Source organism: Pandoraea terrigena, from assembly GCF_902459705.1.
Classification (GTDB): domain Bacteria; phylum Pseudomonadota; class Gammaproteobacteria; order Burkholderiales; family Burkholderiaceae; genus Pandoraea; species Pandoraea terrigena.
Map to the genome: position 1 here is coordinate 204,340 of NZ_CABPRU010000009.1, position 13,445 is coordinate 217,784.

The following is a 13,445-nucleotide window of genomic DNA, read 5'->3' on the forward strand; positions in this document are numbered from 1 at the left end:
CGATGCATGTCGAGCGCCCTCGGCCGCCCCGAGCGCTGGTGAAGCGTCCGAAATGTGCCGTCCCCAGGGGCGGGGGGTCGACGGCCTTGGGTTGCCCGAAGCCTCGTGAACTCTACGCAGGTACCGCTGCCGGGAACCGCGCCGGCCCCTTCCCGCGCGACACGCGACTACCCCGGTGATAGGGGCTTTCCGCTATAGAGGGGTACGTGTCTTGTGCTTCATAATGATTTACTTATGCATTTCATGGTCCGATATATTCGGATTGTTATATTCGTCATGAGCCAGAACCGCGAACCGATTGACACTTATTTGCTGCGCGTCCTTCATACGTTGTTGATCGAGCGCAGCGTGACGCGCGCGGCCGTCAAGCTGAACCAGTCGCAGCCGGCGATCAGCGCGGCCCTGCGGCGCTTGCGCGACATCACCGGCGATCCGCTGCTGGTGCGTGGAAAATCAGGCATGGTGCCCACGGAGTACGGTCAATCGCTGCTGGAGCCGACGCAGAACGCGCTGCGCGAAATCGAGCGCATCACGGTTCAGCAATCGACTTTCGATCCGGCGACGACAGTACGCACGTTCCGCATCGGCTCGCCCGACTATCTGAATACCCTGTTCGTGCCGACGGTCGTCGAGCGTTTTCGCCAACAGGCGCCTAACGCGCAGCTTGAACTACATTCGCTGGGGCCCGCCTTCGACTATGAGCACGCCCTCGAAGACGGCAAGGTCGACGTCGTGATCGGCAACTGGCCCGAGCCACCCGAGCAGCTTCACCTCTCGAACCTGTTTGTCGACCAGATCGTTTGCCTGGTGCGCAATACGCACCCTTATGCCAAACGCGGTCTCACGCTCGACCAGTATCTCGCCAGCCCGCATCTCGCGCCAACGCCCTATTCCGTTGCCCAGCGCGGTGCCATCGACATGCATCTCGCGCGTGAGCGTCTGAAGCGCAATGTGGTCGTGACGATTCCGTACTTCAATCTGGCCCCGTACGTCCTGCTGAAATCCGATTTGATCTTCACCACGACGCGCCTGTTTGCCGACTATTACGCCGAGTTTCTGCCGCTCACCGTGCTCAAAGCGCCCATCGACTTCCCGCCGATGCAGTACTACCAGTTGTGGCACGAGCGCACGCACTATTCGGATGAGGTGCGCTGGCTGCGCAGCGTCATTTCCGACGCCACGCGGACCTTGCTCGCGATGCGCCCGCAGGCCTGAGTCGTCATTCGACGCGTTCCTTGCCTTGTCGATTCGGTCCGGGGATCCCCGCGCGGCTTTTACCGGCGGAGCGGCCCCCACCGCTCCGCCGAACCGCTCGGCGGCGAACCTGGCGTTCAGGCCCACCACCCCCGACTTCCCGCCGGCCCGTGGCTGCACCCGGCCGCACACCATGAATGCGCGACCGGTGCAGCAGGGCATTATCGGGACGCCTCGGCCAGTTGCCGCGCCAACGTGTTGTGACGCGTGACGAGGGACGGCAGGTCAAGCGTCGCCAGACGCCCTTCGCGCACCACCACTCGCCCGTTCACCACGCTGTATGCGGCGTGTCCAGGATTACAGAAGACCAGCGCCGCCACCGGATCGTGCAGGCCGCCCGCCATGCCGATAGCGCGCGTGTCGAACGCGGCGAAGTCCGCCGCCATGCCGGGCGCGAGCACACCGATGTCGTCTCGCCCAAGCACGCGCGCACCGCCCACCGTGGCGATTTCCAGGGCTTCGCGCGCGGTCATTGCGCTCGGGCCGAACCCGACGCGCTGGAGCAGCAACGCCTGACGCGTCTCGCCGATCATGTTGGCCGCGTCGTTCGATGCGGAGCCGTCCACGCCCAGCCCAACGGGTACGCCCGCGTCGCGCATGCGGCGAATCGGGGCGATGCCCGACGCGAGCCGCATGTTCGAACACGGACAATGTGCCACGCCGGTGCCGGTCTTGGCGAACAGTGCGATGCCCGCGTCGTCGAGCTGCACGCAGTGCGCGTGCCAGACGTCATGGCCGACCCAGCCCAGATCCTGGGCGTACTCGGCAGGCGTCATGCCGAACATCTCGCGGCTGTAGGCAATATCGTTGACGTTCTCCGCCAGGTGGGTGTGCATTGACACACCGTGGTGACGCGCCATCGTCGCCGACTCACGCATCAGGTCGCGACTCACCGAAAACGGCGAGCACGGGGCCACGACTACCCGCAGCATCGCATAGCGGTCGGGATCGTGGTACGTCTCGATGAGGCGCTGTGTGTCGCTGAGAATATGGTCTTCACGTTCGACGACGCGATCGGGCGGCAGTCCGCCCTGACTCTGTCCAACGCTCATGCTGCCGCGGCTGGCATGAAAGCGCATGCCGATCTCGGCGGCCGCTTCGATGCTGTCGTCGAGCTTGCAGCCGTTCGGGTAGATGTAGAGATGGTCGCTCGATGTCGTGCAGCCCGAGAGCAGCAATTCGGCCATTGCCGTCTGGGTCGAGACCCGGATCATCTCCGGCGTGAGGTTCGCCCACACCGGGTAAAGATTCGTCAGCCAGTTGAACAGTTCGCCATCCTGCGCGGCCGGAATGGCACGCGTAAGGCTCTGGTACATGTGGTGGTGTGTGTTGACCAGGCCGGGAATGACGACATGCCCAGTCAGATCGAGCACCTCGTCGGCCGTGTCCGGCAACTGATCGCGCGTGCCGACGGCCACGATCCGATTGTCCTCGATGTAAAGGCCACCTCGGGCGATTTCGCGGTGGCCCGCGTCCATCGTGACCAGCACGTCGGCATTCGTGACGAGCAGCGTTTTCATCAATGCGCCTCCAATCCGATCCCCGCGCCTGGCTGCTCGCCGCGGCCATTCGCGGCCGGCGCTTTGAAGCCATTGAAGTAGGCGTTCAGAATCACCGCCGAGAGCGTGGCCAGGAGAATTCCACTGTGGAGCAACGGCGCGAGTTGTTCCGGCATCTTCGCGAAAAATTTGTTCGACGCGACCGGAATCATCGCCATGCCGATGCTGATGGCCACAATGTACAGGTTATAGCGGTTGTGCGAGTAGTCGACCTTGGACAGGATCTTGATGCCCGTGGCGAGCACCATGCCGAACATGACCACGCCCGCACCGCCCAGGACGAAGTGCGGAATCGAGGCAACGACCACCGACATCTTCGGAATAAAGCCAAAAACGAGCAGGATGACACCCGCCGCCACGCACACCCAGCGGCTTTTCACGCCGGTCACGCCCACGAGCCCGATGTTCTGCGAGAACGAGGTATGGGGGAACGTGTTGAACAGGCCGCCGATCACCGTGGCCAAACCGTCGACGCGCAGACCGGCCACCAGCGCTTTCTCGTCGACCGGCTTGCCGACGATCTCGCCAAGCGCCAGGAACATGCCCGTCGATTCGATGAACGTGATCAGCATGACAATCGTGAGCGTCACAATGGCCCATGGATCGAACACCGGCATACCGAAATGGAACGGCAGCACGATGTCGAACCACTTCACCTGGTCCAGGCCGTCGAAATTGACTTTGTGCAGCAGCAGCGCAATGGCGAAGCCGAACAGAATGCCGAGCAGCACGGCGATGTTCGAGAAGAAGCCCTTGACGAAGCGAGTGACCAGCAAGATGAAGACGAGCACCGCAAACGACACGCCCAGGTAGACGGGGTCGCCGTAATCGGGATTGCCGACGCCCCCCGCAGCCCAGTTGATCCCCACGCCGATGATGGTCAGGCCGATGGAGGTGATCACAATGCCGGTGACGATGGGCGGGAAGAAGCGCAGCAGCTTGCCGACGGCCGGCGCGAGCAGTGTACCGATGATGCCGGCGGCGATCGTCGCCCCGAAGATGCCGGGCAACCCGAGCGACGGATTGGTGCCGATCGCGAGCATCGGACCGACCGCCGCGAAGGTGACGGCCATGACGACCGGCATGCGAATGCCGAAGCGGCCCACGCCAACGCTCTGGATCAGCGTGGCAATGCCGCAGCACATCAGGTCGGCGGAAATGAGAAAGGCGATCTGGTCCTTGGGCAAGCCAAGGGCACCGCCGATGATGAGCGGCACGGCGACCGCCCCCGCGTACATCACCAGCACATGTTGCAGGCCCAGCATGAACAGTTTTCCGATCGGCAGTCGCTCGTCGACTGGATCCACAGCGTTGGTTGTCACACTCATTGCGTCTCCGTCCCAGGGGGGCTGTTTGATTGATATTTTGGGGGTGACTCAATGGTGCAGGTCGACGCCTTTTGCGACAAGACCGTCGGGGGCTATAGTGTTTTTTTCATGGAACGTATGCCTGCATGCTGATCTTGCCGCCCGGGTTTTCCCGAGGCACGCATGTCGCCATTGGGCTTTCCGGGCCATGCCGCACCTGTGACGGCAATCGGTCATATGAATGGCGTTATACACGGCATAAACGAAACAAATAGCGATCCGAGAAATCCCCATCGCGGGGCATGCAGCGTACCCTTGACCCAACGACGCGACGGATTGGCGACGGTCATGCGCTTGTCAGGCACGCGACGGTATGTGCGCGTTTTTATCTTTGGTATTGCGCCCGTTACCTGGCCGCCATCTCCCTACAATGCACCCATCCATCACAGGAGACATCATGGGACGACTGACTACCCACGTACTTGATACATCGCACGGCAAGCCAGGCGCGGGCATCCGTGTCGAGTTGTGGCGCGTGGACGGCGAGCGCCGCTTGCTGCGCGACGTGCAGACCAATCACGACGGCCGTTGCGACACGCCGCTGCTCGAAGGCGAGGCATTCGTCGCGGGCGAATACGAACTTGTGTTCCATGCGGGCGACTATTTCGCCGCGCAAGGCGTGGAGGTTCCGTCGCCGCGCTTCGTGGATCGCGTTGTGCTGCGTTTCGGCGTTGCCGAGCCTTCCCAGCATTACCACGTGCCCCTTCTGGTGTCGCCGTGGAGCTTTTCCACGTATCGCGGTAGCTGACAAGTGCGGGCGTGAACGTCAGGCAGTTGAGGAGAACATAAGATGGAAGCGTTTATTACCGACTGGGTCAATCTGTTGCTGCGCTGGCTGCATGTGGTGGCAGCCATTGCCTGGATTGGCGAGTCGTTCTATTTCGTGATGCTGGACAACGGTCTGAAGCCGCCCAAGGCGGCCGAGGACAAGCAAAAGGGCGTATTCGGCGAGATGTGGTCGGTGCACGGCGGTGGTTTCTACCACGCCCAGAAGTACCTGAACTCGCCGCCGCAGATGCCGGAAGACCTGCACTGGTCGAAGTGGAAGTCGTACACGACCTGGCTTTCGGGCTTCGGCCTGTTCTGCGCGCTGTATCTGCTGCAGCCGCAGACATATCTGATCGACAAGAATGTGATGGATCTGCAGCCGGGTCAGGCCGTGGGCCTTGCGGTAGCGTTCCTGATCGGCGGCTGGTTCATCTATGATTTCCTGTGCCGCATGCTGGGCAAGAACGAGCGGGTGCTGGGCATTGCGGTAGCGCTGTTCGTGGTCGCCGCAACGTATGCCACCACACATATTTTTGCCGGTCGCGCAGCCTTCCTGATTGTCGGCGCCATGATGGCGACGTCGATGTCGGCGAATGTGTTCTTCTGGATCATTCCGGGGCAGCGCAAGAGCGTCGATGCGTTGTCGAAGGGCGAGGTCCCGAACCCGATCTGGGGCAAGCTGGGCAAGCAACGCTCGGTGCACAACACGTATTTCACGCTGCCGGTTGTGTTCATCATGATCAGCAACCACTATGCGTTCACGTACAGCAATCCGCACAACTGGGTGATCCTGTCGATCATCATGGCCGCAGGCGCAATGATTCGTCAGTTCTTCGTACTGCGTCACGCCGGCAAGAATCTTTACGTTCTTCCGGCCGCCGGCGCCGCGTTGCTGGCGGGCGTTGCCGTGTTTGCTGCACCGCGCCCCGCCCCGACGCCGGCCGCAGGCGCGCACGGTGAAGCCGCGGCGTCGGCCGTGAAGCTCTCGGAGATCCAGCCAATCCTGACGCAACGCTGCGCCACCTGTCACTCGGCCAAGCCGACCATGATGGGCAGCGCCCCGGCGGGGGTGATGTTCGATACGCCGGCGGAGATTTCGCAGAACGCGCAACGGATTTATCAGCAGGCTGTCGCCCTCAAGGCGATGCCGCTGGGTAATGTGACGCAGATGACCGACGGCGAACGGCAGAAGATCGCCGCGTGGTTCAACGGCGGCGCACAGCAGTAACTCACGCGACTGTCTTTCTTGCTGGACCCATGTTGGGGCGCTTCGGCGCCCCTTTTTTGCGGTCGCATTACCGTCATGACAAGGTTTGCCGCGTGCGGCGATGGGGAACTTCGGGATGACGGCGTGTGTCTGTCTTATTCGCCCGGATGGCCGGGCAGACTTAAAACACGATGAATTTCCTGCTTTTCTCCGCTTCCCGACAGGGCGTGGTCTGGGTGCATCTGCACCAGGCAATGTTCCCTCCGTCCGCCCGCCTGCCTCGTTAACGCCCGCCTTTTTGCGCGCGCCGTGACCGAGGCGGAGCGCTCACGCCATCGCTTGCGCGTGAGCGGCCAATCTCCTCATCTCGTCGTTTTTGATGTGCAAGCCACGGTGAGCCGCGTCCCGACACGACGCGGCGATATGTCATCGAGGGGACCATGTCTCTTTCCACACACTGCAAGACTTCGCAGGGCGTCAAGACGTCGCTGCTCAAGGAATTTACGTCTCTCGCGATCCCGACCATTCTGTCGGGTTGGGTCTACACGATCTATACGCTGATCGACGGGATATTTATCGGCCGATACGTCGGCCAGCAGGCGCTGGCCGCGCTGAATCTCGTAGTGCCGCTACTTTACGTGCCCTATGCGGTGAGCGTGATGGTCGGCGTGGGCGGCGCCACGCTTATCGCCCGGCTGCTCGGCGAGCAACGGCAGGCGGAGGCGCGCCGCGCGTTTTCTCAGGTGCTTTGGGTGATGCTGGTCTCCGGTGTCGCGATGAGCGCGGGCGTGCTTGTCTACAAGCAGGAGATTGCCGCAGCGCTGGGGGCCGAAGGTGCGATCGCGGTCGACGTGGTGGCGTATCTGTCCGGCTGGGGTTGGTTCGTGCTGTTTGCGAACGGCCTTTACGCGATGGAGCTGTTTCTGCGCGTGGAAGGTGCTCCGGCGGCGCGGTTTGGCCTGTATGCGATGTTTCTCGGGGCCCTTGCGAATGTGGTGCTCGACTACTGGCTGATCGCCGTGCGCGGCATGGGGATGTATGGGGCGTCGCTGGCAACCGGGCTGTCGATGATGGTCTCGAGCAGCGCCATGCTCGCCTATCACTTCGTGCTGGCCAAGCAGGTGGTGCCTGCACGCCGCGCCTTCGGTGGTGGGCCAACGCATGTCTGGCGCGCGATGTATAACGGCGCGTCGGAGTTTCTCGGCGCCATCGCCCCGGCAGTGACGGTGTTCGTCTTCAATCGCGTGATTCTGACTCACTTCGGTGAGCCGGGTCTCGCTGCGTACGCGATTCTGGAGTACATGACGCTCGGTGCCACGGTAACGATGGTCGCACTGGTTCAAAGCATGCAACCGATGATCAGCTTCTACCGCGGCGCGCAGGATGCAAAATCGCTGCACGGTTCGTTCCGGCTGGGCATGAAGGCTGTCATCGGATTCTCGCTGCTGGTGGCCGTGGCGATGACGACGCTCGCCCGCCCGCTGACCTTCCTGTTCCTGCCTGCTGGCGGCGAAGCATGGGCAATTCTGGAACACGCGGTCATCTGGTATGCGCTGGCGTTCTTGCCGGCGGCGGGCAACCTGATCGTGGCCGGCTATCTGACGGCGGTCGAAGCGCCAGGCCCGTCGGCAGCCATTGCGATGCTGCGCAGTTGGATCGTGCTCCTCGGCACGCTCTGGCTGCTCGACACATGGCTGGGCAGCTCGGCCATCTGGTACACGCTGCTGACAACGGAACTCGTCACGCTGGCCGTGAGCGCATGGCTGTATCGGAAGCAGTATCGTCTCGGGCACATCGCGTGACGTGCCCGTTCGGCACGCTGACACGCGTGCGGCGTTCGCTCAGGACGGCATTTTGAGCGCCACGGTCTGGGCGAGGGACTGGACGCTGCCCGCCTCATGCGCGCCGGGCACGCCTTCGGGCGGCGCAGCACGCGGCGGCAGCGACGCGGGCGCGCTTTCCACGCAGGTCGTCGCCCATTGCGGTTCGGGCAGTTCGTTGAACACCTGGCGCAGGCGCGCCCCCCAGGTGTCGTGGATCATCTTGTAGTAGACGTTTTCGTCGTCGAGCGACGCAAAGCGCGTCACGCGCAGGCTGTCTTCTTCGTAGACGAGGAGGTCGAGCGGTAGTCCGACGGAGACGTTCGAGCGCAGCGTGGAGTCCATGGAGATGAGCGCACACTTGGCCCCGTCGTCGAGCGAGGTGGCGGGCGTGACCAGTCGATCGATGATCGGTTTGCCGTACTTGGACTCGCCGATCTGAAAATACGGGTTGACGGATGACGCGTCGATGAAGTTACCCGCCGAGTACAGTTGAAACAGGCGGCTCGGCGCGCCAGCGATTTGCCCGCCAAGGAGGAAGCTGCAGTTGAAGTCGACGCCAAAGGCTTCGAGCGCCTTGGCATCGCGCGTGTAGACGTCACGAATCGCCTGGCCGACGACGCGCGCGACATCGGTCATGCTTTTGGCATTCCACAGGGTCTCGGTATCGCGTGCTTCGGCCAGTTGTTGACGCACGGCCTGTGTCAGCGCGAGGTTACCGGCCGAGAGCAGCACGAGCACGCGCTCGCCCGCGCGCTCGAACACGAGCATCTTGCGAAAGGTGCTCACGTGATCGACACCCGCATTGGTGCGGGTATCGGAGAGAAAGACGAGCCCGGCATCGAGCTTCATGGCCACGCAATACGTCATGTCGTTCCTGTCTTGCCGTGCGGGGCACCCTGCCCGGGCACGCTGAAAGCTATTGTTGTTGGTCGAGCGGCACGGTATCGACTTTGACCGATACGTGCAGCGCTTCCGTCGCCCCGCCGCTGCGCATGCCTCTGACGGGCGCGGCAGATTCGTAATCGCGCCCGACGGCCAGCCGGCAGTAGTTGCCGCTGGCGAAGCAGGCATGGGTGACGTCGATGCTGACCCACCCCGCTCCATCGACCCATACGTCGACCCACGCGTGGCTGGCCGCGTGCGGTACGTCGCCGGGATCGAGATATCCGCTGACGTATCGCGCGGGCACGCCTCGCGCTCGACACACGGCGAGCATCAGGTGCGCATGATCCTGGCAAACACCCCGCCCGAGCGCGAGCGCCTGCGCTGCGGTACTGGTCACGGCGGTGATGCCGGATGCATAGTCGACATGTTCGCAGATGGTGGCGGCGAGCGCCAGCAGGTCGCCCGGCGAGGCGACGCCGGCGGCGTCGGCAAGCGCGTCGATGGCATCGCTGCGGCCGGTGAGCGGCGTCGGGCTTGCGAAGGATAACACCGGTACGGCGTGGTTGGTCTCGCCGAGCCGTCCGTCGATGAGCGGCGTGGTGTCGACCTCGCCTTCGGCGGTGAGGCGGATTTCGCTGTGCGGCTGGTGCAGCACGAGGGTATGCATGTCGTTCCCGTAGGCGTCGCGTGCGGGCGTGAGCTTGCCGGGTGCGGCCAACCGCCAGTGCACGATACGCTGCACGTTTGACGCCGCAGGCGTGAGCCGAAGTTGCTGGATGGTGTAGCGCACCGGCGTGTCGTAGCGGTAGGTGGTCTCGTGGCGGATGGTCAGGCGCATGGCATCAGGCGGCGAGCGGGATCAGGAAGGTCTGGCTGATCTTGTTGCCGAGCAGGGAGACTCGCTCGAGGAGTTCAGTCAGGACGGGGTGAAGACCTTGTTGCTGGATTTGCTGGATGTCGGTGTACTTGAGTTCGGCTTGTAGCTTTCCGGCGTAGCGTTCAACATCCCCCGACTGGGCATTGGACAGGGTGGCAAGATTTTCGCATACGCCGTTGAGCGATGCGAGCAAGGAACGCGGCATGTGTGCGTTGAGCATGAGCAGTTCGACGACGCGCTCTGGCGTAATGACGTCGCGGTAAACTTTGCGGTAGATTTCGAAGCCGGACACACTGCGCAGTACGGCGGACCAGTAGTAGAAGTCGGTGGGATGGGACGCGTCGGGCCCCGCCCGATCGGCGCGCACGGCTTCGTGGAAGCGCACGTCGAGAATTCGCGCGGTGTTGTCGGCGCGTTCGAGGAAAAGGCCCAGGCGGGTAAAGTAGAAGGCATCATCCTGGAACAAGGTGCCAAAGCTCACGCCGCGCGAGAGGTGCGAGCGCACTTTGACCCATTCGAAAAGATGGGCTGGATCGCGCTCGAGCAGATCGAGCATGCGCGGAAAATCGAGCCAGGTACTGTTGACGGTTTCCCATAGTTCTGTCGTGAGTGTCCCCCGAACGGCGCGCGCGTTTTCGCGCGCCGCCTCAAGGCAACAGGCGATGCTCGACGGGTTATCGCGATCGCGCACGACGAAGTCGAGAACGTTGGCACGTGTGGCTCGCGCATGTTTTCGATTGAACGCTGGCTCGAGTTCGGAGATGCGCAAGGTGGCACGCCAGCCAGCCTCGTCGTTGAAGGTGCTGGCGTGCGCCCGGGCGCTGTCGGTATCGTCTTCGTCATCGATGGCGTCTTGCGGCAGCAGCAGGTTCTGCAAGTTGACGTCGAGCAGGCGTGCGGTGTTTTCGGCCCGCTCCATGTAGCGAGCCATCCAGAACAGGTGATCGGCGGTACGGCTGAGCATGTTCTCTTCCCGATATGATTTTTTGTCGTTTCCGGCGAGCGCGGGCTATTTTTCGAGCACCCAGGTGTCTTTTGTCCCCCCGCCCTGGGAGGAATTGACGACGAGTGAACCTTCGGTAAGCGCGACGCGGGTAAGCCCGCCCGGTACCATGGTGACGCCTTTGCCGGAGGAGAGCACGAATGGACGCAGGTCAATATGTCTGGGCGCAATGCCCGCCTCGACGAAGGTGGGGCATGCGGACAGTGCGAGCGTAGGCTGGGCGATATACCCGTCGGGTTTGGCAATGAGCCGCTGCCGGAATGCTTCGATTTCGGCTCGGGTGGACGCAGGCCCCACGAGCATCCCGTAACCTCCGGCGCCATGCACTTCTTTGACGACGAGGTCGCCAAGGTTGTCGAGGGTGTAGGCAAGATCGTCCGCTCGACGACACTGGTAGGTCGGAACGTTGTTGAGTATGGGCTTCTCGCCCAGGTAAAACTCGATCATGTCCGGCACGAACGGGTAGACGGATTTGTCGTCGGCAACGCCGGTGCCAATGGCATTGGCCAATGTGACGCGCCCCGCCCGGTAGACGCTGAGCAATCCGGGCACGCCCAACGTGGAGTCGGCACGGAAGGCCAACGGATCGAGAAAGTCGTCGTCGATTCTGCGATAGATGACGTCGACGCGCTTCGGACCATTGGTGGTTCGCATGTAGACAAGGTTGTCCTCAACGAACAAGTCCTGCCCCTCAACCAACTCGATACCCATCTGCTGCGCCAGGAAGGCATGCTCGAAGTAGGCGGAGTTGTAGATGCCAGGCGTCATGACGACGACGGTGGGATCATCCACCCCCACCGGCGCCACCGCGCGCAGGCTGTCAAGCAAGAGGTCCGGATAATGCTCGACAGGCGCAATCCGGTTTCGCGCGAACAGTTCAGGGAATAACCGCATCATCATCTTGCGGTTTTCCAGCATGTACGACACGCCAGACGGCACTCTGAGATTGTCCTCGAGCACGTAGAACTCCCCATCATCGCCCGCCCCCGCACGCACGACGTCCACACCCGCAATGTGCGCGTAGATGTCGCCCGGCACGTCAACACCCTGCATCTCCGGACGATACTGCGCATTCTTTAATACCTGCTCCGCCGGAATGACCCCCGCCCGCAAGATGTCCTGCTCATGGTAGACGTCATGAACGAACCGGTTCAACGCTTCCACACGCTGACGCAATCCCGTCTGCAAGGTCTGCCATTCGTGCGCCGGAATGATTCTCGGGATCAGGTCGAATGGGATCAAGCGCTCTGTACCCGCCTCATTTCCATATACAGCAAACGTAATCCCCACACGCCGGAACGCAAGATCAGCCTCAGCACGCTTGTGGTGCAAGACGTCGTCAGACTGGCACTTTAGCCAATCGTCAAACCGACGGTAATGCGCCCGCGTCGCACCCGTGATGCTCGCCATCTCGTTGTAGCTCTCGACCATATGCTTCTCCGCAGATTGCTGTGTCGAGATCGAGCAATATCCATGCCCGAGCCGCTTTTCTACCCGTTTCGCACGATTTCCGTGCAACCCTCACCTCATTTCGCACCACGTCGGTGATTCCTAGTATAGGAGTTGGTTTTTCTGGAGGAATCGGGGATGGGTTTATTCTTCTCCCCCCCTCTACACCTCCCCCCCGGAAGGACCGGAGCCCCTTTCCGCCTCTCAAACATAAACCCAACTCGCTGCAGAAAGGGGCCCCGGCCCTTCCCCCCTCCACGCCCCCAGTCCTCCCACCGAAACCGCCCGCTTCCCGCGCCATCCCCTCCGCTCCCCTGTCCCGTCGACACCTACCGCCTCCAGCGCCATCGCGACGCCGCACCCGCCCCGCGCGTGCTTCGCATCTGCCGCGTGACGGCCGCGTCGTCGCTCACACCTCTTCAGTCCCTCTCCACCTCCTCCTCAACTCCTCTTCACTTTCTATCTCGCCTCTCGCTCCCCCCCCCACGCTTTTTCTCCCCACATATGCAAAACGCCGGGCTCTCCCCGGCGTCTTCGCTGTCCTTCACGTTCTCTTCTCTTTCGCCTTGCCTACGCCGCCTTTCGCGCCGATCTCACCGCCTCCAACGCCGCCCGCGTCAAGACATATGTCCCCGGCAAATCCCGCTCGTCACAGTTGTGACCCTCGCCCCCACGATCCACCACCACGAAATCACTCACCTCTTCCAACGCCAATAACGGGTGATGCCACACGCCACGCGCATAGTTCACCCCCTGCCACCCCTCCGAGACAAACGCCCTCATCTGACTCACGTCCAATTCGCCCGCCGGCGCAACCACCACCAGGTACGGCGTCGTCTTCAACGGGATGAACGCCTGACTCCCCAACGGATGCCGCTCCAACATCGTCACCTCATACGGCAACTGCCTCGGCTGACCCCGGAAAACATTGACCAACGTGTGACCCCCCTCCGGCCCCAGATCAACCGTCGCCAAATCGTGATACCGCTCCGTCGTCCCACCATTGATCCCGAAATGCTTCGCCCCCGACAACTCGATCACATCGCCAAACGGCGCAAACGCCTCTCGCGTCAATCGCTCGATCTTCAACGCCGCTCCCGCCATGTCACTCTCCTTTTTTCCCTTTTCATTTCCCCTCTCGCATTCGCTTTCGGCCGCGAGAGGGATTCATGCGCACTTATGCTTTCTTTTCGCTTAACCGGCCCCACAGCCGCAAACGCGATACGCCACCGTCCGGAATGATGTTGAAGCGG

Annotated in this window: 11 protein-coding genes; 4 read left to right on the forward strand and 7 right to left on the reverse strand. The window is 62.4% G+C overall.

The window, feature by feature from the left end; genetic code table 11:
• The first annotated feature begins 276 nt into the window (after nucleotides 1-276).
• The gene (locus tag PTE31013_RS17950) at nucleotides 277-1,215 is read left to right on the forward strand and encodes a LysR substrate-binding domain-containing protein (protein ID WP_150614129.1); all 939 of its coding nucleotides are present in this window, start codon (nucleotides 277-279) and stop codon (nucleotides 1,213-1,215) included.
• A gap of 200 nt (nucleotides 1,216-1,415) precedes the next feature.
• Here the strand turns inward: PTE31013_RS17950 and PTE31013_RS17955 are convergent, their stop codons facing one another.
• Nucleotides 1,416-2,774 carry an 8-oxoguanine deaminase gene (locus PTE31013_RS17955; RefSeq protein WP_150614130.1) on the reverse strand — a complete coding sequence of 453 codons (1,359 nt, stop codon included), beginning with the start codon at nucleotides 2,772-2,774 and terminating at the stop codon, nucleotides 1,416-1,418.
• Complete coding sequence (locus PTE31013_RS17960) at nucleotides 2,774-4,135, reverse strand: nucleobase:cation symporter-2 family protein (RefSeq protein ID WP_281351829.1); 1,362 nt, start codon at nucleotides 4,133-4,135, stop codon at nucleotides 2,774-2,776. Before PTE31013_RS17960 ends, PTE31013_RS17955 begins: the two co-directional genes overlap by 1 nt.
• Before the next feature lie 442 nt (nucleotides 4,136-4,577).
• On the opposite strand from PTE31013_RS17960, the gene uraH reads away from it, so the two are divergent.
• From uraH to PTE31013_RS17975, 3 genes are all read left to right on the forward strand, one after another.
• Entirely contained in the window at nucleotides 4,578-4,928 is a 351-nt protein-coding gene (gene uraH / locus PTE31013_RS17965) for a hydroxyisourate hydrolase (protein ID WP_150614132.1), read from the forward strand.
• 42 nt (nucleotides 4,929-4,970) lie between these two features.
• The gene (locus tag PTE31013_RS17970; RefSeq protein ID WP_150614133.1) at nucleotides 4,971-6,176 is read left to right on the forward strand and encodes a urate hydroxylase PuuD; all 1,206 of its coding nucleotides are present in this window, start codon (nucleotides 4,971-4,973) and stop codon (nucleotides 6,174-6,176) included.
• A 419-nt stretch (nucleotides 6,177-6,595) separates the two neighbouring features.
• Nucleotides 6,596-7,957, forward strand: a complete 1,362-nt coding sequence (locus PTE31013_RS17975; RefSeq protein WP_150614134.1) for an MATE family efflux transporter — start codon at nucleotides 6,596-6,598, stop codon at nucleotides 7,955-7,957.
• A gap of 39 nt (nucleotides 7,958-7,996) precedes the next feature.
• Here the strand turns inward: PTE31013_RS17975 and PTE31013_RS17980 are convergent, their stop codons facing one another.
• The 5 genes from PTE31013_RS17980 to PTE31013_RS18000 form a co-directional block, all read right to left on the reverse strand.
• On the reverse strand, nucleotides 7,997-8,845 hold the full coding sequence (locus tag PTE31013_RS17980; RefSeq protein WP_150614135.1) for a proteasome-type protease: 849 nt from the start codon (nucleotides 8,843-8,845) through the stop codon (nucleotides 7,997-7,999).
• A gap of 49 nt (nucleotides 8,846-8,894) precedes the next feature.
• The gene (locus PTE31013_RS17985; RefSeq protein WP_150614136.1) at nucleotides 8,895-9,701 is read right to left on the reverse strand and encodes a transglutaminase family protein; all 807 of its coding nucleotides are present in this window, start codon (nucleotides 9,699-9,701) and stop codon (nucleotides 8,895-8,897) included.
• Between the two features lie 4 nt (nucleotides 9,702-9,705).
• Nucleotides 9,706-10,704 carry an alpha-E domain-containing protein gene (locus PTE31013_RS17990; RefSeq protein ID WP_150614137.1) on the reverse strand — a complete coding sequence of 333 codons (999 nt, stop codon included), beginning with the start codon at nucleotides 10,702-10,704 and terminating at the stop codon, nucleotides 9,706-9,708.
• A 45-nt stretch (nucleotides 10,705-10,749) separates the two neighbouring features.
• A complete protein-coding gene (locus PTE31013_RS17995) occupies nucleotides 10,750-12,174 on the reverse strand; it encodes a circularly permuted type 2 ATP-grasp protein (RefSeq protein ID WP_174978618.1) in 1,425 nt (474 codons plus the stop codon).
• A 588-nt stretch (nucleotides 12,175-12,762) separates the two neighbouring features.
• Nucleotides 12,763-13,296 (reverse strand): ureidoglycolate lyase, encoded by a 534-nt coding sequence (locus PTE31013_RS18000; protein WP_150614138.1) that lies wholly within the window; start codon nucleotides 13,294-13,296, stop codon nucleotides 12,763-12,765.
• Between the last annotated feature and the right edge of the window lie 149 nt (nucleotides 13,297-13,445).

What these genes read in the sequence shown, in the direction of transcription:
- PTE31013_RS17950 (WP_150614129.1), top strand. Translation starts at nt 277, where the DNA reads ATGAGCCAGAACCGCGAACCGATTGACACTTATTTGCTGCGCGTCCTT.
- PTE31013_RS17955 (WP_150614130.1), bottom strand. Translation starts at nt 2,774, where the DNA reads ATGAAAACGCTGCTCGTCACGAATGCCGACGTGCTGGTCACGATGGAC.
- uraH (WP_150614132.1), top strand. Translation starts at nt 4,578, where the DNA reads ATGGGACGACTGACTACCCACGTACTTGATACATCGCACGGCAAGCCA.
- PTE31013_RS17970 (WP_150614133.1), top strand. Translation starts at nt 4,971, where the DNA reads ATGGAAGCGTTTATTACCGACTGGGTCAATCTGTTGCTGCGCTGGCTG.
- PTE31013_RS17975 (WP_150614134.1), top strand. Translation starts at nt 6,596, where the DNA reads ATGTCTCTTTCCACACACTGCAAGACTTCGCAGGGCGTCAAGACGTCG.
- PTE31013_RS17980 (WP_150614135.1), bottom strand. Translation starts at nt 8,845, where the DNA reads ATGACGTATTGCGTGGCCATGAAGCTCGATGCCGGGCTCGTCTTTCTC.
- PTE31013_RS17985 (WP_150614136.1), bottom strand. Translation starts at nt 9,701, where the DNA reads ATGCGCCTGACCATCCGCCACGAGACCACCTACCGCTACGACACGCCG.
- PTE31013_RS17990 (WP_150614137.1), bottom strand. Translation starts at nt 10,704, where the DNA reads ATGCTCAGCCGTACCGCCGATCACCTGTTCTGGATGGCTCGCTACATG.
- PTE31013_RS17995 (WP_174978618.1), bottom strand. Translation starts at nt 12,174, where the DNA reads ATGGTCGAGAGCTACAACGAGATGGCGAGCATCACGGGTGCGACGCGG.
- PTE31013_RS18000 (WP_150614138.1), bottom strand. Translation starts at nt 13,296, where the DNA reads ATGGCGGGAGCGGCGTTGAAGATCGAGCGATTGACGCGAGAGGCGTTT.